This is a genomic window from Paraburkholderia caffeinilytica (assembly GCF_051027425.1).
GTDB classification, from domain to species: Bacteria; Pseudomonadota; Gammaproteobacteria; order Burkholderiales; family Burkholderiaceae; genus Paraburkholderia; species Paraburkholderia caffeinilytica_A.
The window spans coordinates 301,732-324,187 of record NZ_CP186552.1; the positions used below are offsets into that span (position 1 = coordinate 301,732).

19 protein-coding genes are annotated in these 22,456 nt (G+C 62.5%); 2 read left to right on the plus strand and 17 right to left on the minus strand.

Going from position 1 to position 22,456, the window contains the following annotated elements; translation table 11 throughout:
- Window positions 1-162: 162 nt before the first annotated feature.
- From ACOSV0_RS01300 to ACOSV0_RS01335, 8 genes are all read right to left on the minus strand, one after another.
- Window positions 163-1,419, minus strand: a complete 1,257-nt coding sequence (locus tag ACOSV0_RS01300) for a dienelactone hydrolase family protein (protein ID WP_434108220.1) — start codon at window positions 1,417-1,419, stop codon at window positions 163-165.
- Between the two features lie 585 nt (window positions 1,420-2,004).
- A complete protein-coding gene (locus tag ACOSV0_RS01305) occupies window positions 2,005-2,454 on the minus strand; it encodes a YchJ family protein (RefSeq protein ID WP_434108221.1) in 450 nt (149 codons plus the stop codon).
- A 7-nt stretch (window positions 2,455-2,461) separates the two neighbouring features.
- The gene (locus ACOSV0_RS01310) at window positions 2,462-3,592 is read right to left on the minus strand and encodes an acyl-CoA dehydrogenase family protein (RefSeq protein ID WP_434108222.1); all 1,131 of its coding nucleotides are present in this window, start codon (window positions 3,590-3,592) and stop codon (window positions 2,462-2,464) included.
- Between the two features lie 36 nt (window positions 3,593-3,628).
- On the minus strand, window positions 3,629-4,306 hold the full coding sequence (locus ACOSV0_RS01315) for an SDR family oxidoreductase (RefSeq protein ID WP_434108224.1): 678 nt from the start codon (window positions 4,304-4,306) through the stop codon (window positions 3,629-3,631).
- Window positions 4,307-4,361: 55 nt separating this feature from the next.
- Window positions 4,362-5,555: an acetyl-CoA C-acetyltransferase gene (locus ACOSV0_RS01320; RefSeq protein ID WP_434108225.1), complete on the minus strand. Its 1,194-nt coding sequence runs from the start codon at window positions 5,553-5,555 to the stop codon at window positions 4,362-4,364.
- Window positions 5,556-5,592: 37 nt separating this feature from the next.
- Window positions 5,593-6,369, minus strand: a complete 777-nt coding sequence (gene can / locus ACOSV0_RS01325; protein ID WP_434108226.1) for a carbonate dehydratase — start codon at window positions 6,367-6,369, stop codon at window positions 5,593-5,595.
- A gap of 87 nt (window positions 6,370-6,456) precedes the next feature.
- Entirely contained in the window at window positions 6,457-8,286 is a 1,830-nt protein-coding gene (gene aceK / locus ACOSV0_RS01330; RefSeq protein ID WP_434108227.1) for a bifunctional isocitrate dehydrogenase kinase/phosphatase, read from the minus strand.
- Between the two features lie 211 nt (window positions 8,287-8,497).
- A complete protein-coding gene (locus ACOSV0_RS01335) occupies window positions 8,498-8,902 on the minus strand; it encodes a MerR family transcriptional regulator (RefSeq protein WP_434108228.1) in 405 nt (134 codons plus the stop codon).
- Window positions 8,903-9,090: 188 nt separating this feature from the next.
- Between ACOSV0_RS01335 and ACOSV0_RS01340 the strand changes: the two genes are divergently transcribed.
- Window positions 9,091-10,161 carry an MBL fold metallo-hydrolase gene (locus ACOSV0_RS01340; RefSeq protein ID WP_434108229.1) on the plus strand — a complete coding sequence of 357 codons (1,071 nt, stop codon included), beginning with the start codon at window positions 9,091-9,093 and terminating at the stop codon, window positions 10,159-10,161.
- 109 nt (window positions 10,162-10,270) lie between these two features.
- Here ACOSV0_RS01340 and ACOSV0_RS01345 read toward each other — a convergent pair whose 3' ends face one another.
- From ACOSV0_RS01345 to argS, 6 genes are all read right to left on the minus strand, one after another.
- Entirely contained in the window at window positions 10,271-11,857 is a 1,587-nt protein-coding gene (locus tag ACOSV0_RS01345; RefSeq protein WP_434108230.1) for an ABC transporter substrate-binding protein, read from the minus strand.
- A gap of 321 nt (window positions 11,858-12,178) precedes the next feature.
- Window positions 12,179-12,997: a cobalamin-binding protein gene (locus tag ACOSV0_RS01350; RefSeq protein WP_434108231.1), complete on the minus strand. Its 819-nt coding sequence runs from the start codon at window positions 12,995-12,997 to the stop codon at window positions 12,179-12,181.
- 3 nt (window positions 12,998-13,000) lie between these two features.
- A complete protein-coding gene (locus ACOSV0_RS01355; RefSeq protein WP_434108233.1) occupies window positions 13,001-13,774 on the minus strand; it encodes an SDR family oxidoreductase in 774 nt (257 codons plus the stop codon).
- 15 nt (window positions 13,775-13,789) lie between these two features.
- Entirely contained in the window at window positions 13,790-14,428 is a 639-nt protein-coding gene (locus ACOSV0_RS01360; RefSeq protein ID WP_434108234.1) for a thiol:disulfide interchange protein DsbA/DsbL, read from the minus strand.
- Window positions 14,429-14,601: 173 nt separating this feature from the next.
- Window positions 14,602-15,414, minus strand: a complete 813-nt coding sequence (locus tag ACOSV0_RS01365) for an SPOR domain-containing protein (protein ID WP_434108235.1) — start codon at window positions 15,412-15,414, stop codon at window positions 14,602-14,604.
- Between the two features lie 61 nt (window positions 15,415-15,475).
- On the minus strand, window positions 15,476-17,266 hold the full coding sequence (argS, locus tag ACOSV0_RS01370) for an arginine--tRNA ligase (protein WP_434108236.1): 1,791 nt from the start codon (window positions 17,264-17,266) through the stop codon (window positions 15,476-15,478).
- A 321-nt stretch (window positions 17,267-17,587) separates the two neighbouring features.
- Here argS and ACOSV0_RS01375 point away from each other — a divergent pair, with 321 nt between their 5' ends.
- Window positions 17,588-17,914 (plus strand): DUF1840 domain-containing protein, encoded by a 327-nt coding sequence (locus tag ACOSV0_RS01375; protein ID WP_434108237.1) that lies wholly within the window; start codon window positions 17,588-17,590, stop codon window positions 17,912-17,914.
- A gap of 131 nt (window positions 17,915-18,045) precedes the next feature.
- Here ACOSV0_RS01375 and ACOSV0_RS01380 read toward each other — a convergent pair whose 3' ends face one another.
- The 3 genes from ACOSV0_RS01380 to ACOSV0_RS01390 all read right to left on the minus strand — a co-directional run bounded on the left by ACOSV0_RS01380 (window position 18,046) and on the right by ACOSV0_RS01390 (window position 22,313).
- Window positions 18,046-18,255, minus strand: coding sequence for an acid-shock protein (locus ACOSV0_RS01380; protein WP_434108239.1), 210 nt, complete (start codon window positions 18,253-18,255; stop codon window positions 18,046-18,048).
- A gap of 156 nt (window positions 18,256-18,411) precedes the next feature.
- Window positions 18,412-21,129, minus strand: a complete 2,718-nt coding sequence (gene metH / locus ACOSV0_RS01385; protein WP_434108240.1) for a methionine synthase — start codon at window positions 21,127-21,129, stop codon at window positions 18,412-18,414.
- A 113-nt stretch (window positions 21,130-21,242) separates the two neighbouring features.
- The gene (locus ACOSV0_RS01390) at window positions 21,243-22,313 is read right to left on the minus strand and encodes a homocysteine S-methyltransferase family protein (protein ID WP_434108241.1); all 1,071 of its coding nucleotides are present in this window, start codon (window positions 22,311-22,313) and stop codon (window positions 21,243-21,245) included.
- Window positions 22,314-22,456 lie beyond the last annotated feature (143 nt).

Consider the following 22,456-nt stretch of genomic DNA (forward strand, 5'->3'; position numbering starts at 1 on the left):
AAAGAAAAGTAGGTGCCTGCCCCGCACAGGGGCGACGCTAATAAACCAATAAGAATTCAAGGAAAGGCCAACGCCGCAGGCATACAGTGAAGCGCCGAGCAGGCAACCAACTCAAGCAAACCCCAACGCCGTAGGCAAACAAACAAGATACGCCGAGCAGGCCTAATTCCGACTAGCAATAGCTCGAGCCGAAGAAGACTCCGCCGTCTGCGAAGACTGAGCCCCCCATACAACGGCGTTATCCACCGCATACAACCGGCAAGGCGCCGAACTCTGCTTCTGGCAATTAGCAATGGCAACAGACATCGGATTATCGCCACCTTCCGCCCACGACCATGCCCCCGAATCCGACACGGCAAAAGCCCGGCTAGGATACTGATGCAAGAAGTTGCGATAACCATTGCGGCCGGCTTCATCCACAAACGGCACAGAGTCGACCGCATCGACCGCAGCAAAGCCGCTAGCCTTCGGCGCCGAAGGATCGTCGACCCGATATTGCACGCCGGTAGGCATCCCCACCCGAGCAAGAAACGCTTCGACCGCCGGCCACCACACATGCACGCCGTCGCGGTCGCCCACGAGCCGATGTGCGTCATTCTTGTAGTTGCCGAAATCCACCATCTTCGCGCTCGCGCCGTGCGCGGCATACGCGGCATACATGCCGGCCACCAGCGGCGCGGTCCACACCGAATCGTTATCGCCGTACAGCCACAGCGACGGTACCTTCGTCTTCTCACCATACGCGCCGAATGCGCGCGTCAGGTTGCCCTGCCAGTCGGCGCATGCATCCTGCCGCAAACCGCCCGAGAAATTGATCAAGGCCCGCACGCCCGGCGCAGCCTCAGGACCGTAAGCGATCGTCGCAAGGCCACCGTGCGAGGTGCCGGCCACCACAATGTGCGTCGCGTCCACGTACGGTTGCTTCGACATGAAATCGATCGTCGCGGCTACGTCGCCGGCCTGACCGATGCCGTTGCGTTCGACGTCGCAACCATCCTGCTGATAAGTGCCGTCCGAATGACCGAAGCCCTGGCGGTTTGGCGCCACCACCACGTAGCCGCGGCGCACGAACTCACGCGCGAACGGCAACGGGTCGCTGCGCTCCTGGGTGCGCGGGTCGCCGGGAATCTTGCCGTGGTTGAAAACGATCATCGGAAACGGGCCTGCGCCGTCCGGTTTGTAAATCGTCGTTTCGAGCGTGACCGTGCCGGCAGCGTTGACCGGCACGCGGATGATCTGTTCGTTGAGACCCGCAGTGGGCAGATAGACATCGTCGTCGAGCGCGATGCGCGGCACGTGTGCACGGGTGAGCGGCCCCGTCTGGGTGTCGGCGAGAGGGTCGGCATGCGCGAGTGCGACAGCGCAGATCGCCGTTGCACACATCACCGCACCCTTCGTCAGTACCTTGCTGAACACCATTGACGCATCTGCCTCAAAAACCTGCCCTGAACACTGTGATGCTTTGTCTGTCGAATGTCGTCGCTAACAATTGCCTTTCATCGGCGTTTCGACAAACAAAAACACACTCGCGTACGTAGTGCGCCAGGCGCACGCACGCTAATCGAGATCGCACGGGATAAACCCAAACGGCCGACGCGACCCCACGCGCCGATGATGAGCGTCACACACGCTGCCCGGAACCGCCGTCGAACCCTTGCTGAAGGGCTCTCGGCTGGGCGCCGCGTATTTTGCGGAATCGGTATGGACCTGTTCTCGCAACGTGACGTCACAAACCTACGGCCTCATCCTGGCACGACAATTTTGTTTTGTGCAATCAAGGAGAACCCGCGACGAAAAAATTGCCGCATGGGGATCGGGGCCTTTTCGTCTGCCGGGTGGCTGCAAAGCGCCTGTCTCGCGGTGCCTGGCTACACGAAGTAATGTGTCGAAATACTCGCGCTGTGGTGTCGAGCCAACACGAAAAAAAAGCCCTCGTTTGAGGGCCATATGTGATCACGCCAGGCGCTGCGCAACTGAGTTGCGTAAGGCTTTGGAAGGTGCGGCTTATTCGCTCACGTCGCCGTCGACATAGCGCCAGCGTCCGTCCTCGCCACGTACGAAGCGGCTCAGCTCATGCAGCCGGTGGGCGCGGCCGCCTACCTTGTATCGTGCGACGAATTCGACTGTCGCGTGGTCGGCGCCGGTTTCAGCGAAGGCCTTGATCTGCAGTCCGAGCCAACGCGGCGCGTCGGGGGCGGCAGGGTCGGCGTCGAGGTCCGCGGGGCAGGTGTGCGGCGCCCAGGTTGCGCGCAAATAATCCGTTGCGCCCACAACATACGCGCTGTACCGCGAGCGCATCAGTTCGAGCGCGCGTGGCGCCGCTTCGCCGCCGTCGATATAGCGGCCGCAGCATTGCGCGAAGCGCGGCGGTTTGGCGCCGCTGCGCTGATCGGGCGCGGCGCCGCCGCAGGGGCAGTCGGACGGTCGTTGCATTGACAACAATGGCTTATTCATCAGACTTTCAGGCAAGACCGCGTGCGATCAAAATTTTCTGGATGTCGCTGGTGCCCTCGTAGATCTGGCACACGCGTACATCGCGGTAGATACGTTCGACGGGGAAGTCGCTCAGATAACCGTAGCCGCCATGAATCTGCAAAGCGGCCGAGCAGATGCGCTCGGCCGCTTCGGAAGCGAACAGCTTGGCCATCGCGGCTTCGGTCAGGCACGGCTGCCCGGCATCTTTCAGCGAGGCGGCGTGCCAGATCAACTGGCGTGCGGCTTCGAGTTGGGTCGCCATATCGGCGAGGCGGAATTGCACGGCCTGGTGCGAAAACAGCGGCTGGCCGAAGCTCTCGCGTTCCTTCGCGTAGCCCAGCGCAGCCTCGAACGCGGCGCGCGCCATGCCGACGCTTTGCGCCGCGATACCGATGCGCCCGCCCTCGAGTCCCGATAGCGCAATCCGATAACCTTCGCCCTCCGCGCCGATCAGATTCGCGGCCGGCACGCGGCAATCTTCGAAAATAATCTGCGCCGTGTCCGACGAATGCTGACCGAGCTTCTCTTCGACTCGCGCGACGACGTAACCCTTCGTATCGGTGGGCACGATAAACGCGCTGATGCCGCGCTTGCCTGCCGCCTTGTCGGTCACGGCCATGACGATCGCGACGTTGCCGTTCTTGCCGCTCGTGATGAACTGTTTGACGCCGTTCAACACGTACGCATCGCCATCGCGTGTCGCGGTGGTGCGCAGCGCGGAGGCGTCCGAGCCCGCTTGCGGCTCGGTCAGACAAAACGCGCCGAGCATCTCGCCGCGCGCAAGCGGCGTGAGCCAGTCGCGTTTCTGCGCGTCGTTGCCATAGGTCAGCAGGATGCTGCACACCGGGCAGTTGTTGACGGAAATCGCGGTCGAGGTTCCGCCGTCGCCCGCGGCGATTTCTTCGAGGATCAACGCGAGCGCCAACGCGTCCATGCCGGCGCCGCCGTACGCTTCGGGCACCAGCACGCCATACGCGCCGAGTTCGGCGAGCTGGCGATGCACGTCTTTCGGAAAGATGCGCTCACGGTCCCATTGCGCCGCGTGCGGGGTGACCGCTTCGCGGACGAATGTGCGCACCGCGTCGCGGATCATCTGGTGATCCTGGTCAAGCACCATGGCTCGGTCTCCTTGTTCGTCTCACCATGCGTCTCTTCACCAGTCGAGCGCCGTGCCGTCGTATTGATAGAAGCGGCCGTTGAACGCTTCGGGCGCCGCGGCTGCCTGCGCGAGCACGTCACGCATGCCGGTGACGCTACGCGCCGGATCGATCGCCGCCTGCGCGCCACCCATATCGGTGCGCACCCAGCCGGGGTGCAGCGAAATACAGGTTGCGCGTGTTGTCTCCAGCGAGGCGATCTTCAGCGCGTCGTTCAACGCCGCCTTGCTCGCCCGATACAACCAGCCGGTTGTGCCGCTTGCGTCGCCGATGCTGCCCATCTTGCTTGAAATCACCGCGAACACGCCGCCGGCCTCTTCGACGAGCGGCAGCAGGATCGGGATCAACTGCATCGGGCCGCGCACGTTGGTATGCATGACGTGGTCGAAATCATCAGCGGTGATCGTCTCGAGGCCTTCGGTGCGCGGGCCGTACACGCCCGACACCAGCACTGCCGCGTCAAGCCGTTCGCCGTCGAGCTTCCAGCCGAGCGCGGCGATTTCCTCGGGCGCGGTGACGTCGAGTGAAAAGGTCTCCGCGCCGAGCGCCTTCAGCGCGTCGAGCGCCGCGCCATCGCGCGCGGTGGCGAGCACCCGCCAGCCGCTCTTCTTGTACTGCCGCACAAATTCCTGGCCGATGCCACGCGATGCACCGACGATCAACACTGTCTTCATCGAATCACCTCAAGCCTTCAAACACCTGGAAACAGCAACGCCCGGAAACAGCGCGTTAGACCAGTTCAATGCCCATCGCGGTCGCTTCACCGCCGCCGATGCACAGCGTCGCAACGCCGCGCTTCAGACCGCGCTTTTTCAACGCGCCGATCAGCGTGACGAGAATCCGTGCGCCCGACGCGCCGATCGGATGACCGAGCGCACAGGCGCCGCCGTTCACATTGACCTTGTCGTGCGGCAGATGATGCTCTTTCATTGCGGCCATCGTGACCACCGCGAACGCTTCGTTGACCTCATACAGATCCACTTCGTCGGCGCGCCAGCCGTTCTTTTCGAACAGCTTGCGAATCGCGCCGACCGGCGCGGTGGTGAACTTCGCCGGCTCCTGCGCGAAGGTGGAGTGGCCGACCACGCGAGCAAGCGGCTCGACGCCGAGACGCTTCGCGGTCGATTCACGCATCATCACGAGCGCCGCGGCGCCGTCGGAAATCGACGACGAGTTCGCCGCCGTCACCGTGCCTGTTTTGCTGAACGCGGGCTTGAGTGTCGGGATCTTGTCGAGGTTCGCTTTGAACGGCTGCTCGTCGCGATCGATGGTCACGTCGCCCTTGCGGCTTTCCACCTTCACTGGCGCGATTTCCCATGTGAACGAGCCGTCTTCGTTCGCGCGCTTCGCACGATTCAGGGACTCGACGGCGAACGCGTCCTGCGCTTCGCGCGTGAAGTCGAACGAGGCCGCGCATTCCTCGGCGAAGGTGCCCATCAGACGGCCTTTTTCGTAGGCGTCTTCGAGACCGTCGTAGAACATGTGGTCGATCACCTGGCCGTGGCCCATACGCATGCCGTTACGCGCCTTCGGCAACAGGTACGGTGCGTTGGTCATGCTCTCCATGCCGCCCGCGACGATCACGTCGACCGAGCCCGCGGCCAGCATGTCGTGCGCGAACATCGCCGCGCGCATGCCGGAGCCGCACATCTTGTTGACGGTCGTGCTGCCGGTGGCGAGCGGCAAGCCGGCGCCGAGCGCAGCCTGACGCGCCGGCGCCTGGCCGAGACCGGCGGGCAGCACGCAACCCATCACCACTTCGTCGATCTGCTCAGGTTTCAGGCCGGCGCGCTGCACGGCGGCTTCGATTGCGACCGAGCCCAATTGCGGCGCGGTCAGTGAGGCGAAGTCGCCCTGAAATGCCGCCATCGGCGTGCGGGCGACACCTACGATTACGATCGGATCAGACTTTGTCTCGCTCATGTTTGTCTCACTCGTGCGGGTTTCACTCATGCGGGTTTCATTCGTGTTTAAGCTCTTTGATCACACCTTCGACAATGGCCGGCACGTCGCCGAGCTGGGCCGCATCGGCGGCGGCCATGTCGTTGTCTTCCTTGTACGCGCCGCCGGCCGAAACCGCGGCGAGGCATCTCCTGTAAGTGGCATCGAGTGCCGCCGGGTCGTTGACGGTCATGCCGAGGTTGCGCACCTTGCCGTCATGCACGCCATACACCCAGCCATGCACCGCGAGTTCCTGGCCGCGTGCCCACGCGTCGTTGATGATGGTGGTCCGGCATACGTTCATGACCTGCTCGATCGCATTCAGTTCGACCAGACGCCGGTGGCGCGCCTCGCCGATCGGCCACTCTTCAATCAGCGCCGCGTGTTTGGTGCGCACGTCCTGCACGTGATGCAGCCAGTTATCCGCCAGACCCACGCGACGCCCGTGCAATGCCGCGGCGACGCCCGAGCAGCCGTAGTGACCCACCACCATGATGTGCTTGACCTTGAGCAGATCGACGGCGAACTGGATCACCGACAGGCAGTTCAGATCCGTATGCACCACCACGTTGGCGATATTTCTGTGCACGAACACTTCGCCCGGCGGCAGGCCGATGATCTGGTTGGCCGGCACGCGCGAATCGGAACAGCCGATCCATAGATATTCGGGTGTCTGCTGGTGCGCGAGACGCGAGAAGTATTCGGGATCTTCGGACAGCTTGCGGGTCACCCACGCGTCGTTGTTGTCGAACAGATGGGCCAGCGGATTGGCGGCGGGAGAATCATTCATGGTCATGGTGAGTCTGGGCGGTTGCTCGACCGGTTGACCGGTCGATGTCGTTGCATAAGGTTCGGACGATGCACTCAACGATGCGCGCGAGGCTCAGGCCGCGCGCACGGTGCGCTCGTCGGCCTGGTTCTCCGGGGTGCCGGACGCCGCGTCGGCGAATCGTTCCGGATAGCGGTTGCAGAAGCGCACGCTGCTGTCGTACGGGAAAAAATCGGGCAGTTCGCCTTTCAATAGATGATCCTTGTGCCGTTGCCACAGCGCTGGATCGAAGAAGTCCGCGTGATGCTGCATAAAGGACCGGCGCACGCGTGGGTCGCCGAGCAGAAACGTGCCGTATGTCTCCGGAAAAATGTCGTGCGGGCCGACCGAGTACCACGGCTCGCCGGACATTTCGTCTTCCTCGTTACGTGGCGCCGGCACCGCGCGCACGTTGCATTCAGTCAGATACTCGATTTCATCGTAGTCGTAGAACACGACGCGGCCGTGACGCGTCACGCCGAAGTTCTTGTACAGCATGTCGCCAGGGAAGATGTTCGCCTGCATCAATTCCTTGATCGCGTTGCCGTATTCCTTGATGCCGTGATCGACGTCGTCGTCGCTGCCGGTTTGCAGGAACAGATTGAGCGGCACCATCCGGCGCTCGATATACATGTGGCGAATCACCAGGTTGTCGCCGTCGTATTCGATCAACGACGGCACTTCCTTTTGGAGTTCGCGCACCAGCGCTTCGTCGAGCCGTGAAACCGGCAGCGCGACGCTCGAATATTCGAGCGTGTCCGCCATGCGGCCTAAACGGTCATGCCGTTTGACGAGCTGATATTTTCCCTTGATCTGCTCGCGGGTGGTTTCCTTCGGCGGTGGAAAATAATCTTTGATCAGCTTGAATACATACGGAAACGACGGCAACGTGAACACCAGCATCACGAGCCCCTTGATACCGGGCGCGATGATGAAGCGATCGCTGGAATGCTTCAGATGGTGCAGCAGATCGCGATAGAACAGATTCTTGCCCTGCTTCTGCAAACCCACCGAGGTATAGATTTCCGCCTTCGGTTTGCCCTGCATGATCGTGCCGAGAAATTCGACGTAAGCGGACGGCACTTCCATGTCCACCAGGAAATACGAATGCGAAAAGCTGAAAATGATCTGCAACTGATCGCGTTTGAGCAGCACCGTATCGAGCGCCAGCACGCCCGGCTTCACATGGCGCAGCGGCACGGCGAACGGCAATAGCAAGTCGCCGTTGATGATTCGTCCGACGATATACGCCGACTTGTTCCGGTAAAACAGCGACGACAGTACGTGAATCTGGAAGTTGGGCGCTTCGTCGAACACGCCGAACGCATCGTGGATCGCCTGCATCACACACGCGACGTCGCGCGTCAGATCCTCAAACGGCGGCTCCAGCTGGAAGTTGGTGACGATACGCTCGAGCGTCGCGGCAAGACCGTCCTTGCCGGGGTAATACGCGCGATAGGTCGGCTTCGCGGCGGGTTCGTCGTTCTCGATGTATTCGGTCGAGATCGCCGGGCGCACAAAAATGAAGTCGTTGTTGAAATACGAACGGTGCAGGATCTTGCAGCACACCGAATTGAAGAACGTCTCCGCGCACTCGGGCTGGCGGTGCGTGGTCAGGAGGCCGATGTAGTGGAGCTTGATCTGCTGCCACACTTCGTCGTCGATATTCTCGGCGTCGTATTCGTCTTCGAGCAGTTCGACGCATTCCTCGACGCGATCGTCATATGAGGTAATGCGCTCGCGCGCCAGCGTTTGCAGGCCATGCCAGTCGGCGGCTTCGAAAAGCGTTTTGGCATGGATCGCGGCGTCGCGGAAGATCCGGTAGTGCCGATCGAATCCTTCGAGCATCGTCTGGGCGACGTCAAAGCCGATCTGCGACGACAACAGTTTAGGGAAGTGATTCATGTCGACCGTGCATTCGTCCCATGTCGTGAAGACACCCGCGATTGTATCGTCCGGGTGGGCCCGCGACGCATCGCGCCGCTCGGCTCGCGCCCTGGCTTCTCCTGGAAGTTGCCAGGCGTTAGCCGACTTTCAGACTATCTCCGCTCAATGCCTCAGTTTGGCATGTCTTGTCGGCACAACTTTCTGCAAAAAATATTTGCCCGAGCGCCGCTCAGGCGGACTTGGTCTCGCGTACGCCGCCTTCCAGCAGTGCGCGCGCCTGGGTTTCGTATTGCGCGAGGTCTTCGAGCGTTGCGTTCAGGTCTTCCAGTTGGCGCTCGAGCACCTCGCGATGGCGCGCCACCGTGGCAAGGAAGGCATGCAATTGCGGCACGGTGTCGGTCGGCGACTCGTAGACATCGAGCAGATCGCGGATTTCCGACAGCGTGAAGCCGAGCCGCTTGCCACGCAGCGTGAGCTTCAGGCGGGTTCGGTCGCGGCCCGAATAGACGCGCCGCAAGCCGCTCGAACCCTCTCGGCTGGGTGAGAGTAAACCCTGGTCTTCGTAGAAGCGGATCGCCCGCGGCGTGACGTCGAATTCCCGCGCGAGCTCGGTGATCGTGTATTGCGTGTTCATCGGGGCATCCCGTAGCCGGGCAGAAAATCGGATTGAACGATAGAATCGACGTTTACGTTATCGTCAACTTGATCGAAACGCAACTACGGCGCAATACGGCACCGGCATGTCCCGGCCGGGCCGCAACCACGCCGTGCGGCATCGCATACCTCGCCATGCCGGACGGCCGACGGAGGAAGACAACCACAATGAATGCACTCGAACATCAACTCGACTACCCGTTCAACGACACCTTGCCCGAAACGGGCCAGACGATGGAAGTCGCGCCCGGCGTGTTCTGGCTGCGCATGCCGCTGCCGTTCGCACTCGACCATATCAACCTGTGGCTGCTGCGCGATGAAATCGACGGCCAGAAAGGCTGGACGGTGGTCGACTGCGGCATTGCCTCGGACACGATCAAGGCGAACTGGGAGAAAGTGTTTGACTCCGTGCTCGACGGTTTGCCGGTGTTGCGCGTGATCGTCACGCATTGCCATCCGGACCACATCGGCCTCGCGCACTGGATCTGCACTGGCGGCGACAAAAAGCGCTGGGACGTGCGCTTGTGGATGACGCTAGGCGAATATATGCAGGCCCGCGTGATGGCGGCCGGCGACGGCTCGAATGCGGGCGGCGAGGGCGCGGCACGACATTTCGCGCGTCATGGTTTGAACGATGAGGCGTCGCTCGACAAGCTGCGCAATCGCACGAGCTATTACGCGAGCCTCGTGCCGGCGATTCCCGATCAGTACCGCCGCCTGCGCGAAGCTGATGGCGTGAAGATCGGCGGCAGGACGTGGCGCGTGGTGACCGGTTTCGGCCATTCGCCGGAACACTGCGCGCTGCATTGCGAAGAGACGGGCACGTTGATCTCGGGCGACATGGTGCTGCCGCGCATTTCGACCAACGTCTCGGTGTTCGGCATGGAACCGGAAGGCACACCGCTCGCGCTATATCTGGAATCGCTCGGCCGCTACGAGACGATGCCTGAAGACACGCTCGTGCTGCCGTCGCACGGCAAGCCGTTTCGCGGCGTGCATACGCGCATCAGGCAACTGCGCGAGCATCATGACGCGCGTCTGGCGGAAGTGCGCGAGGCCTGTGCGGAGAAGCCGCAAAGCGCTGCGGATATCGTGCCGCTTATGTTCAAGCGCCAACTCGACATCCATCAGATGACGTTCGCGATGGGCGAGGCGCTGGCGCACTTGCATCTGCTGTGGCTCGCAGGTGAGTTGAAGCGCACGCAGGATACGGATGGGGTGATCCGGTTTTCGGCCTGATCGCGCCGACAGGTTGATGCGTCGATAAAAAAAGCCCGATTGCTTTTCGCAACCGGGCTTTTTCTTCAGGCGCTCAAACGTTCAAACGTTCAAGCGGCGTGGCGGAAACTTACTGCACTGCCACCGTCCCAAAGTTCTGCCGTCCGAACGGACTCACGTGATAGCCGCTCACGTTGGTACGCGTGATGGCCGCTGCGGTCGGGTAACCCAGCGGAATCCACAGCGCCTGATCGTGAATGATCTGCTGCGCCTGCTCATATGCTTTCGCACGTTTGGCCTGGTCGGGCGTCGCTTTGCCGTCGGCGATCAGCTTGTCCAGATCCTGATCGCAGAAGCGCGCAAAGTTGATCCCCGACTTCACCGCGTTGCAACTGAAGAGCGGCGACAGATAGTTGTCCGGATCGCCGTTGTCGCCGGCCCAGCCCATGAACAGCGTGTCATGCTGGCCCTGTTTGGCCTGCTTGATCAGCTCGCCCCATTCGATCACCTTCACCTCCGCCTTCACGCCGATCTTGGCGAAGTCGGCTTGCAGCAATTCGGCGCCGGCCTTCGGATTCGGATTCAGCACGCTGCCGTTCGGGCGCACCCAGATCGTCGTTTCGAAGCCGTTCGGATAGCCCGCTTCCGCGAGCAGCTTCTTCGCCTTTGTCGGATCGTACGGCCATGCCTTGACGGCCTTGTCGTAGCTCCACGTGTTCGGCGGATACGGATTGACGGCCGGCGTCGCGGTGTTGTCGAAGATCGCCTTCAAATACGTGGTGCGGTCGAACGCCATGTTCAGCGCGGCGCGCACCTTCTGGTTATCGAGCGGCTTCTTCTGCGTATTCAGGGCGACGAACGCGGTCATGAACGCGGGCGTCTGCACGATGGCGAGCGACTTGTCGCCCTTCGCTTCGGCGAGATCCTGCGGCTTCGGCGATAGCGCGATCTGGCATTCGCCGGCCTTCACCTTTTGCGCGCGCACCGTGGCGTCCGGGGTGATCGCGTAGATCAGGCGGTCGATCTTCGGCTTCGCGCCCCAGTACGTCGGGTTCACGTCGTAGCGGATTACCGCGTCTTTCGTATAGCTCTTCAATTCGAACGGACCGGTGCCGATCGGTTTCGCGTTCAGGTCGACCTGCTTGCCGGCCTTGAGCAACTGGTCGGCGTATTCAGCCGAATAGATCGAGGCGAAACCCATTGTCAGGATCGACACGAAGGTCGCGTCCGGCGCGTTCAGTTCGAACTTGACGGTGTTGTCGTCGACCTTGCTGATCGACTTGATGAGCTTCGGCAAGCCCATCGACTGCGCGTGCGGGAAGCCGCTTGCGCCCGCCACCTTGTGCCACGGATTGCTGTCGTTGAGCATGCGATCGAACGTGAAGACGACGTCGTCGGCAGTAAGCGGCCGGGTGGGCTTGAAGTAGTCGGTGGTCTGGAATTGCACGTTCGGGCGCAGATGGAACGTGTAGGTGAGGCCGTCGGCGCTCACGTCCCACTTGTCGGCCAGCGCGGGAACGACTTTTTTGGCGGCCTCGTCGTACGAGACCAGCGAATTGAAGATCACGTCGGCCGATGCATTGGTCGTGACGAGCGAATTGAACTGCACGACATCGAAGCCGTCGGGGCTCGACTCGGTACAGACGGTCAGCGGTTTGGCGAGCACGAGCGCGGGCGCCGTGAACAGTACGGCGGCTGCGAGCAGTTTGAAGCGCATAGGATCTCCCATAACAAGCGCAGTCAGGCAGTGCGTCTGGTTGTGTGGTTGTATTCCGTTGACGAAGGACGGAGAACTGGCCGCCCGATATCCGGGGGCAGCGTGACCGTCATCTTTATTGTGATACGTTTCCGGCGCTGGCGCATGGTCTGGATGTTGCGCTATACGCGCGTCCTTGCACGTCCTCGCCTTCGCGAAAGCTTATCGAAGGGTGGTTGTGGCGACAACAATTTAATCCGCATATCCATATGGAGCCCGTTTGCTGGAATGCGGCGGCCCGGTTCAGTGCGAGCGCCGGGTGGCTGCACCAGGCGCCTGCGCTCACGGCGCTGCCGCGCGCTGCAGCAGATATCCGATGCCTTCGATAGCGCGCACGCCGTACCACGACACTAGCTCTCCGTCGATCAGCTCAACGCGTTTGCCCGCCAGACGCGGATTGCGTTTCAGCGCGTCGCAATGTGCCTGAGTGAAGCGATAGGGCTCGCTTGAGAGCAAGATGCGATCGACGTCCACCAGCCACGGTGCGTGGTCGAAGTCGAGCGTGGGGTAGCGTGCCGCGCCCGCCGTTCCGCCTTCTACGTCAGGCAGCGTCTGCCAGTTCACGAGCTTCAGCATCGCGGAGATATAGGTGTCGCGCGCGACGGTCATCCATGGTTCGCGCCAGATCAGATACAGCACGTTTTGTTTGGGAAACACCTGCGCGGCGGCCTCATGCAGACGTATTTCGAGCGCTTCGCTCAAGCGCTGCGCTTCTTGCGCGCGGTCGAAGATCGCGCCTAACAGGGAATACAGCGAGAGATTGTCTTGCGGCGTCTGCGGATGGGTGACGACGATATGCGGCACGAACGCGCGCAATTGCTCGACGGTATCGCGGTCGTTTTCGTCGATATTGACGATCAGATGCGTGGGCCGTAATGCACGAATCGTGTCGATATTGACAGCCTTGGTGCCGCCGACCTTGCGCACCTGCCGCACCTTGTCGTGGGGATGCACGCAAAAACCGGTGCGTCCGACGATCTGCCTGTCGAGCCCAAGCGCGAACAGCAATTCGGTGATGCTTGGCACCAGCGAGACGATGCGGGTATGGACGTCCGCCATTTCGTGCGCGACGCCGGCTGCATCGACCGCACGCGGCTGCATGATTTATTCGACAACGGCGCGGGGCTTGCGCGGCGCGCGTTCGAAGGCGCGGTCGTAGAGCCAGCGCGGCAGCACATGCAGCAGCATCGCCGCGATGCGCATCTGCCACGGGAACACGGCGAAGGCCGTCTGCCGTTCGATCGCCCCGGCAACCTTCACCGCGAAGCGGTCGGCGTCCATCAGGAACGGCATGCTGTACGGGTTGTGCTCGGTCATCGGCGTGCGGATATAGCCAGGCGCGATGGTGACCACGCCGACGCCCAGCGGCCGCATCTCGACGCGCAGCGCTTCCAGATACTTGAGCGCGGCTGACTTCGACGCGCTATACGCGCCCGACCCCGGCAAACCACGCACGCCGGCGACGCTGGCGATTCCGACCAGCGTGCCTTGCTTCGCCGCGACCATGGCGGCGGCAAACGGTTCGAAGGTGGCGACCATGCCGAAGTAATTGATGTCCATCACTTCGCGGAACGTGCGCAGATCGCCGTGCCCGGTGACCGCGCCGCGGCTGATACCGGCATTGGCGATCACGATGTCCGGCAAACCGTATTGGGCGATGAACTGCGCGGCTGCTTCGGCGAGCGCCTCGGCGTCGCGGACGTCGACGGAATAGACGGAGATGGAATTCTGCGGATGGGACTGCTGGAAGGCGGCGAGGGCGTCGCCGCGGCGGGCAACGAGGCCGAGAATCGCGCCGCGCCGCGCATATTCGGCGGCGAGCGCGAGGCCGATGCCGCTGGAGGCGCCGGTAATGAAAACCTTCAGAGGTGAACTCATTCCGGCGCCTCGGCTTTACATCTTCTTGGCGCGGACCTGGGCGACCAGGTAGTCCAGCACCTGAATCGTGCCGGGCAGGCTGTTGGTCGCAGCCGGGCCGGTTTCATACTTGCCCTGCACGGCCAGCGTCGGCACACCGTCGATCTTGTAGTCGTCGAGCAGCTTCTTGTCTTTTTGCAACGCGCTTTGCGTCGAGAACGAGTTGTACGCGTCCATGTACTTCTTCGGATCGACGCCGTTCTTCGCGAGGAATTTGGTCTGGTCTTCCGGCGTCAGCAGGTAGTTCTTGTTGACGTGGATTTCATTGAAAACCTTCGGCGTCAATTGCGTGGCGAGGCCGAGCGCGTCGAGCGCGTGATACATCTTCGAGTGCGGAATGAAGTCGTCGCGGAAGGCGACCGGCACGCGCTTGAAGACCACGTCCGGACCCTGCTTCTTCACCCACGCTTCGAGGTACGGGTTGAATTCATTGCAGTGCGGGCAGCCGTACCAGAAGAATTCGGTGACTTCGATCTTGCCGGCCGGCACGTCTGTAGGTTGCGGCGTGGGCAGCACGGTGTAGTCCTTGCCGGACACCGGTGCGCTCGGCGATGCATGCGCCGTGGCGGCAACCAGGCCCAGCGAGAGGAACAGAATGCTCAGCAGTTTTTTCATGTTGTGATGACCCAAGTAGGCGGTAAAGCGGTGGCGCCACGCAAATGCCCGTCACCGTTTTCAATGTCGGCGTTAGACGTTTTAGTCGTCTGTTGTGCTTGTCGGATGTGCCTGTGACACGCGCCGCACGCCGATAGTTCGGCGGCGGCGCGCTCCGGCAAATCACCGGTTGCTTATTGTTTCGTAAAGCGGATTACTGCGGTATCCACGCCCGCGTCGGACAAACGCTGACGGCTCGAATTCATGTCTTCGAACTTCGAGAACGGGCCGATACGCACGCGGTAGTACGTCACGCCGCCCGCATCGCGCTGCGTGACCTTCGATTCGAAGCCCTGGAAGGCGAGGCGCGCACGCTGCTGCTCGGCGTCGGCCGAGGTCTTGTAGGCGCCGACTTGCAGGAAGTAACCCGTGTTCGCGTCGCCCGGCGCCGGCGCTGCGCCCGAACCCGGCTTGGCGTTGGCGGCCGTGGCGGGCGACGTGCCCTTCGGCGCCGAACCTGCCGCGGTGGCGGCCGGTGTGCTCGCGCCTTGCGGTTTTTTCACCGGTGCGGCGGCCGTGCCGTTATCCTGCGCGGGCTTCGGTGCGACTGCCGTGCCGTTTGCATTGCCGTTCGACGGCGGCACTTCGACGATCTGCGGTTCTTCCAGCATGCCCGACTGGGTCTGCGAGTTGGTCTGACCCGGTGCGGTATTCGGCGGCGCCGGCTGTGCGGCTTGCGGCACCGGCTGGCCCGGCGTCTTGCCTTGCAGCGGACGGTTCGGGTCGTATTGCTGCGCCTGGCTCGCGCCGGTGTCAGGCGCCGCGGGCGGCGCGACCTTCGAGACGAACGGCGTAGGCGCACGGGTGATATACAGTGCCACCACTACCGCGATCGCGAGACCGACGATCAGGCCCAGCACGATGCCGAGAAAAGTGCCCCCGGTTTGTTTCGATTGCGATTGCTTTGTTGTGCGGCGTGGTTTTGCCATCGTATGAATCACCTGCAAAAAGAATCCTGGAACGGCCGCCGATTATAACGACGGCCGCATGCATGTTGCGCCGGAGGACTTACATCTTGACGGGAGCGGAGACGCCGATCGTCGCGAGACCGTTGGCCAACACTTGACGCGTGGCCGCAAGCAGCGCGACGCGCGCATTGCGCTCGGCCGCGTCGTCGACCAGCACGCGTTCGGCTCTGTCATTGTAGAACGAGTGGAATTCCCCGGCGAGGTCGCGCAGATAGAATGCGACCGCGTGCGGCGCGAGTTCGTCGGCGGCGTGCTCCAGCATGTCCGGGAATTCGGCAAGCTTGTTCAGCAAGGCCATGGCGCGTTCGCTGGTGAGCGGCGACACGTCCACCGTGGACAGCGTGCTTTCGTCCGTGCTGTAGCGCGCCTTGCATTCCGCGATGACCGAGCAGATCCGCGCATGCGCATACTGCACGTAATGCACCGGATTTTCGTCGTTCTGTTTCAAAGCGAGATCGATGTCGAACACGAATTCCGTATCCGCCTTACGCGAAATCAGGAAGAAGCGCACGGCGTCGCGGCCGCGGCGAATCGTCTCTTCGTCGATCAGGTCGACGGCGGCTTCCGAGCCTGGCGTCGCGCCGCCCGACCATTCGATCAGGTCGCGCACCGTCACATAGCTGCCGGCGCGCTTGGAGATTTTCACCTCTTCGCCGTTGCGCATCACCGTAACCATCTTGTGCAGGATGTAGTCGGGGTAGCCCTTCGGAATACCGATGCCGAGACCCTGCAGGCCGGCGCGCACCCGCGCGATCGTGCCGTGGTGGTCCGAACCCTGAACGTTGATGACCTTGGTGAAGCCGCGTTCCCACTTGGCGACGTGATAGGCGACGTCCGGCACGAAGTACGTGTAGGTGCCGTCGGTCTTGCGCATCACGCGGTCTTTGTCGTCGCCGTCGTCGGTGGTGCGCAGCCACAGCGCGCCTTCCTGTTCATAGGTCTTGCCGGCGGCGATCAGCGCCTCGACGGTCTTTTCGACCCGGCCTTCCTTGTACAGCGACGACTCCAGGTAGTACTGGTCGAACTTCACGCCGAAGGCCTGCAAGTCCATGTCCTGCTCGCGGCGCAGATACGCCACGGCAAAGCGGCGGATCGCTTCGAGGTCTTCGACGTCGCCCGCGCCCGTGACTGGCTCGCCGTCGCTCGCGGCAACCGTGGCGCCGCTCAGATAGTCTTTGGCGATGTCGGCGATGTATTCGCCGTTGTACGCCGAGGCGGGCCAGCCTTCGTCGCCCGGGGCGATGCCGCGGGCACGCGCCTGGGTCGACACGGCGAGCGTGTGAATCTGCACGCCGGCGTCGTTGTAATAGAACTCGCGGTGCACGTCCCAGCCTTGGCTAGCCAGCACGTTCGAGAGCGCGTCGCCGAGCGCGGCCTGGCGGCCGTGCCCGACGTGCAGCGGGCCGGTCGGGTTGGCCGACACGAATTCGATCAGCACATGCTTGCCGGCGTCGCGCTGCGAACGGCCGAAGGCGTCTTTTTCAGCGAACACGGCGGCGATCACCGCCTGCTTGGCGGCCGCCGCGAGGCGCAGGTTGATGAAGCCGGGACCGGCTACTTCGGCGGCTTCCACGAGCCCTCGGGCTTGCGGCTGCGCGAGCAGCGCGTCGACGATCTGTTGCGCCAGCTGGCGCGGGTTGGCGCGCAAGGGCTTGGCGAGTTGCATCGCCACATTGCACGCGACGTCGCCGTGCGCGGCGACTTTGGGGCGTTCCAGCGTGATCGTGGGCGACACGAAGGCGGCTTCGCTCGCGCCCTGGGTTGCTTCAGCGACCTGCTTCACCGTGTCGGCGAGCAGTGTTTCGAGGGTTTGTTTATGTGCAGGCAGCATGCTTGTTGCGAGTCCAGTGAGGCAATCCGGTGATGCGGAAGAAGCGGCGGCCGCGCGGCGGGCGCAGCCGATTCGTCAGAAGCGTGGAAAGCGGCGATGTACCGCGCCGGCCCAGCCACGCCACCTGCGCTATGCCGCGCGCGGCGCATGGCGGCGCGCTTTTCCGTCCAGAGGGATTTTAGCAGGTGCTAATATGTTCAATGAGATGCCCACCAAGGGCCGTGGCCGCCATGTCCGACCGGCGTGCCAACGTAACGCGCGCCGAGGGCCGGTTTCGAGCTGCTTGCGCGTCAATCCAACATAACGAAAAAGGGAACAGTCATGCTGATTACTTTCAAATGTCGCGCCAGTCCGGACGTGATGATGCTGGAGAATCTTGCCCAGTACCTCGTCGGCATCGTCGGGAAACGCCTTGGTGAGCGTGGTGTCATTACCCACGACGAAACAGGCCCTGCGATTGCGAAACTCGAATCGGCCATCAATACCGACAAGCAGGAGCGTGCCGAGCACGACGGCCATTTTCACGAAGGCGAAGAGGGCCACGAGCACCACGAGATTCCGCCGGGACTCGCCCAGCGCGCGTATCCGTTCCTCGACATGCTGCGCGCCGCGCAGAAGGAAAACGCGGATATCGTCTGGGGTATCTGATTCCTGGGCGGTCCGCCGTTTGTGGCGTTCGCTGCGTCTGGCGGCGAAGACCGCGACGCGCCAATGAAAAGAGCCCGCATCCGCGGGCTCTTTGTCTTTCAGGGCTTTAACGGCTTGTCTGCCGAACCTGCTTACTGGCTGGCGGCGTCCGCCGGAGCGGCCGCCGGTGCTGACGCACCCTTCTTCATTTTCTGCTTCTTGGGCTTCTTGACGTGCTTCACAGTGGGCGGCGAATACGAACTGACCGAACTCGCGGCGCCGGGGGCGGCAGGCTGAGCCAGCGCCACCGAGGCGCTGGCGGCGAGCGAAACAGCAGTCAATAACAGCGTCAGCTTCTTCATACGATTCTCTCCGTTGACGATTGCAATTTGATAAACCGACGCGTTTTGGCCGCGTCTGGCGGGTTGATGCCGTTTCAGTCTACAAAGCCGAAAATTACACTGCCGCAAATATTCAGCCTAGCGCGCCCGATATAGTGGCTTCCCGCCCCGCAAGGCTTACAGCAAAGGCGCCAAGGCCCGTTCAGCGTCGGTTTTCGACAACGACATGCGTTTTGCGTAGTCTTCCAGCTGGTCCTGGCCGATCTTGCCGACCGAGAAATAGGTGCTGTCCGGGTGCGCCAGGTAGAAGCCGGAGACGCTTGCCGCCGGCAGCATGGCCAGCGATTCGGTCACGCTCATGCCGATTTCTGTGGCTTGCAGCACGTCGAACATGTCGCGCTTCACGAGGTGATCCGGGCAAGCCGGGTAACCTGGCGCCGGACGGATGCCGTGGTATTTTTCGGCGATCAGGTCCTCGTTCGAGAGGGTTTCGGCGTTCGCGTAGCCCCACAGGTCGCGGCGCACACGGGCATGCATCGCTTCGGCAAAGGCTTCGGCGAAGCGGTCGGCGAGCGCCTTGAGCATGATCGCGCTGTAGTCGTCGAGGTCCTTTTCGAACTGCTTTTCCTTCACGTCCACGCCGAGGCCGGCCGTGACCGCGAACATGCCGATATAGTCGGCCACGCCCGAATCCTTCGGCGCGATGAAGTCGGCCAGCGACCGGTTTGGCCGCATCACACCGTCGACCACCGGCCGCACGCTTTGCTGGCGCAGGTTGCGCCACGTGAGCGCCACTTCCGAGCGCGATTCGTCCGTGTAGATTTCGATGTCGTCGTCGTTCACCGTGTTGGCGGGCAGCAGCGCGATCACGCCGTTGGCCTGCAGCCAGCGGCCCTGAATCAGGCGCGCGAGCATCGACTTGCCGTCCGAGAACACGCGGCGGGCCGATTCGCCCACGATCTCGTCGTTCAGGATCGCCGGATACGGGCCGGCCAGGTCCCAGGTCTGGAAGAACGGACCCCAGTCGATATAGTTCGCCAGTTCGTTCAGGTCGAAGTTCTTGAACACGCGGCGGCCGACGAACTTGGGCTTGACCGGCTGGTAGGCGGCCCAGTCGATCTTCGTCTTGTTCGCGCGGGCTTCGGCGAGCGTGACCATGGGCAGCGCCTTCTTGTTGGCGTGCTGATCGCGGATACGGTCGTAGTCGCTTTTCAGTTCGTCGACGTACTTCGCCGCGCCTTCATCGGACAGCAGGCTCGACGCCACGGAAACCGAGCGCGATGCATCCGGCACGTACACCACCGGGCCTTCGTAATGCGGTGCGATCTTCACGGCGGTGTGCACGCGCGAGGTGGTCGCGCCACCGATCAGCAGCGGGATCTTCTTCACACGGAAGTAGTCGTCGCGTTGCATTTCCGAGGCGACGTAGGCCATTTCTTCGAGGCTCGGCGTAATCAGGCCGGACAAGCCGATGATGTCCGCGCCCTCGACCTTCGCCTTGGCGAGAATGTCGTTGCACGACACCATCACGCCCATGTTGACCACTTCGAAGTTATTGCACTGAAGCACCACCGAGACGATGTTCTTGCCGATGTCGTGCACGTCGCCCTTCACCGTGGCGATGACGATCTTGCCCTTCGCGCGCACGTCGGCGCCGGCTTCGGCCATCAGCTTCTTTTCTTCTTCGATGTACGGGATCAGATGCGCGACCGCCTGCTTCATCACGCGCGCCGACTTCACCACCTGCGGCAGGAACATCTTGCCCTGGCCGAACAGGTCGCCGACGATATTCATGCCGTCCATCAGCGGGCCTTCGATCACGTTGATCGGGCGGCCGCCGGCTGCGGCGATCTGCGCGCGCACTTCTTCGGTATCTTCGACGATGAAGTTCGTGATGCCGTGCACCAGCGCATGCGACAGACGCTTTTCGACCGGCTGGTTGCGCCACTCGAGGTTCTCTTCCTTCTTCGCGGCGCCGGTCTTGAACTTATCGGCGATTTCGAGCAAACGATCGGTGCCGTCTTCACGGCGGTTCAGCACGACGTCTTCAACACGCTCGCGCAACTCGGGATCGAGATCGGCATACACGCCGAGCTGACCCGCGTTGACGATGCCCATGTCCATCCCCGCCTGAATCGCGTGATAGAGGAACACGGTGTGGATCGCCTCGCGCACCGGATCGTTGCCGCGGAACGAGAACGACACGTTCGACACGCCGCCGCTGATCTTCGCGTAGGGCAGGTTTTCCTTGATCCAGCGCGTGGCGTTGATGAAGTCGACCGCGTAGTTGTTGTGCTCTTCGATGCCGGTTGCGATCGCGAAGATGTTCGGATCGAAGATGATGTCTTCCGGCGGGAAGCCGACTTCGTTCACGAGGAAATCGTACGAGCGCTTGCAGATCTGCGTCTTGCGTTCGAACGTATCGGCCTGGCCTTGCTCGTCGAAAGCCATCACAACCGCGGCTGCGCCGTAGCGGCGGATCAGGTTCGCGTGATGACGGAACGCTTCTTCGCCTTCCTTCAGCGAGATCGAATTGACGATTGCCTTGCCTTGCACGCACTTCAGGCCCGCTTCGATCACGTCCCACTTCGACGAGTCGATCATGATCGGCACGCGCGCGATGTCCGGTTCCGAGGCGATCAGATTCATGAAGCGGACCATCGCCGCTTTCGAATCGAGCATGGCCTCGTCCATGTTGACGTCGATGATCTGCGCGCCGTTTTCGACCTGCTGCCGCGCGACCGCGATCGCGTCGTCGAACTGGTCGTTCAGGATCATTCGCGCGAACGCCTTCGAGCCGGTCACATTGGTGCGTTCACCGACGTTGATGAAGAGCGTCCCGGACGTGACGTTGAACGGCTCGAGGCCGGAAAGGCGCATGGTGTGATCGGTCATGGCGTAGGTGCGGTTCGGTTGCGTGCGTTTAGTTGCTTGCGCTCAGTTGCGTGCAATTACGTGCGTCGGGTTCGATAGCGAAAGTGCGGCGGGTCAGGAGCGAGCCGCCGGACTCAGGCTGCGTCGCGGTATTGCGTGGGCCATTGGCGCGGCTTCACTTCAGCCAGCGCCTTGGCAATCGCCGCAATATGCTCCGGCGTCGTGCCGCAGCAGCCGCCGGCGATATTCACGAGGCCTGCCTGCGCGAACTCCTTCAGCAATCCCGACGTATCCGCCGGCAATTCGTCGAAGCCGGTATCGCTCATCGGATTCGGCAAACCGGCGTTCGGATAGCACGACACATAGGTGTCGCACAACTTGGCCAGTTCGGCGATGTACGGGCGCATCAGCGCCGCGCCCAGCGCGCAGTTCAAACCGAAGGTGAGCGGTTTGGCGTGGCGCAGCGAGTTCCAGAAAGCCTCGACGGTTTGTCCCGAGAGAATCCGGCCCGATGCATCGGTGACGGTGCCCGAGATCATGATCGGCAGACGCTCGCCGGTGTCTTCGAACAATTCGTCCAGCGCGAACAGCGCGGCCTTGGCGTTGAGCGTGTCGAAGATCGTTTCGACGAGGAACAGGTCGCAGCCGCCGTCGAGCAAGGCCTTCGCCTGCTGGTAGTACGCCGCGCGCAGTTCGTCGAACGTCACGTTGCGTGCGCCCGGATCGTTCACGTCGGGGGAAATGCTCGCTGTCTTCGGCGTCGGTCCGATCGCGCCGGCGACGAAGCGCGGCTTGTCGGGCGTCGAATACTTGTTGCAGGCGGCGCGCGCCAGCTTCGCCGATTCGAGATTCATCTCGATGGCGAGGTCTTCCATGCCGTAGTCGGCCTGCGCAACCGTGGTGGCGCCGAACGTGTTGGTCTCGATGATGTCCGCGCCCGCCGCGAGATACTGCTCGTGAATCTCGCCGATGATTTGCGGTTGCGTGATCGACAGCAACTCGTTATTGCCCTTGATGTCGCGCCCGTAGTCCTTGAAGCGCTCGCCGCGATAGCGGGCTTCGTCGAGCTTGTAGCGCTGGATCATCGTGCCCATTGCGCCGTCCAGAATCAGGATGCGCGACTTGAGCAGCGCGGGCAGCGCCGTGCCGCGCGTGTAGGCGGCGTCGGAACGGACTGGCGTGGCGGTTTGAGCAGGCTGGTTCATGGCGGACGAGGGCTTGCGCCGGCTTTTTCAGGAAACCTGTCATTGTAGCCGCAGTGGGGCGGTTCCGCCGGGCGTGGGCCGGGCAGACAGATGCGCGTGTCGCGGCAGCGGTGGCCGAGGCTGTGGCCGCAGCGGAAACAAAC

Excerpts from the sequence above, each read along its gene's own strand:
- ACOSV0_RS01300 (WP_434108220.1), bottom strand. The coding sequence starts at position 1,419 with ATGGTGTTCAGCAAGGTACTGACGAAGGGTGCGGTGATGTGTGCAACG.
- ACOSV0_RS01305 (WP_434108221.1), bottom strand. The coding sequence starts at position 2,454 with ATGAATAAGCCATTGTTGTCAATGCAACGACCGTCCGACTGCCCCTGC.
- ACOSV0_RS01310 (WP_434108222.1), bottom strand. The coding sequence starts at position 3,592 with ATGGTGCTTGACCAGGATCACCAGATGATCCGCGACGCGGTGCGCACA.
- ACOSV0_RS01315 (WP_434108224.1), bottom strand. The coding sequence starts at position 4,306 with ATGAAGACAGTGTTGATCGTCGGTGCATCGCGTGGCATCGGCCAGGAA.
- ACOSV0_RS01320 (WP_434108225.1), bottom strand. The coding sequence starts at position 5,555 with ATGAGCGAGACAAAGTCTGATCCGATCGTAATCGTAGGTGTCGCCCGC.
- can (WP_434108226.1), bottom strand. The coding sequence starts at position 6,369 with ATGACCATGAATGATTCTCCCGCCGCCAATCCGCTGGCCCATCTGTTC.
- aceK (WP_434108227.1), bottom strand. The coding sequence starts at position 8,286 with ATGAATCACTTCCCTAAACTGTTGTCGTCGCAGATCGGCTTTGACGTC.
- ACOSV0_RS01335 (WP_434108228.1), bottom strand. The coding sequence starts at position 8,902 with ATGAACACGCAATACACGATCACCGAGCTCGCGCGGGAATTCGACGTC.
- ACOSV0_RS01340 (WP_434108229.1), top strand. The coding sequence starts at position 9,091 with ATGAATGCACTCGAACATCAACTCGACTACCCGTTCAACGACACCTTG.
- ACOSV0_RS01345 (WP_434108230.1), bottom strand. The coding sequence starts at position 11,857 with ATGCGCTTCAAACTGCTCGCAGCCGCCGTACTGTTCACGGCGCCCGCG.
- ACOSV0_RS01350 (WP_434108231.1), bottom strand. The coding sequence starts at position 12,997 with ATGCAGCCGCGTGCGGTCGATGCAGCCGGCGTCGCGCACGAAATGGCG.
- ACOSV0_RS01355 (WP_434108233.1), bottom strand. The coding sequence starts at position 13,774 with ATGAGTTCACCTCTGAAGGTTTTCATTACCGGCGCCTCCAGCGGCATC.
- ACOSV0_RS01360 (WP_434108234.1), bottom strand. The coding sequence starts at position 14,428 with ATGAAAAAACTGCTGAGCATTCTGTTCCTCTCGCTGGGCCTGGTTGCC.
- argS (WP_434108236.1), bottom strand. The coding sequence starts at position 17,266 with ATGCTGCCTGCACATAAACAAACCCTCGAAACACTGCTCGCCGACACG.
- ACOSV0_RS01375 (WP_434108237.1), top strand. The coding sequence starts at position 17,588 with ATGCTGATTACTTTCAAATGTCGCGCCAGTCCGGACGTGATGATGCTG.
- ACOSV0_RS01380 (WP_434108239.1), bottom strand. The coding sequence starts at position 18,255 with ATGAAGAAGCTGACGCTGTTATTGACTGCTGTTTCGCTCGCCGCCAGC.
- metH (WP_434108240.1), bottom strand. The coding sequence starts at position 21,129 with ATGACCGATCACACCATGCGCCTTTCCGGCCTCGAGCCGTTCAACGTC.
- ACOSV0_RS01390 (WP_434108241.1), bottom strand. The coding sequence starts at position 22,313 with ATGAACCAGCCTGCTCAAACCGCCACGCCAGTCCGTTCCGACGCCGCC.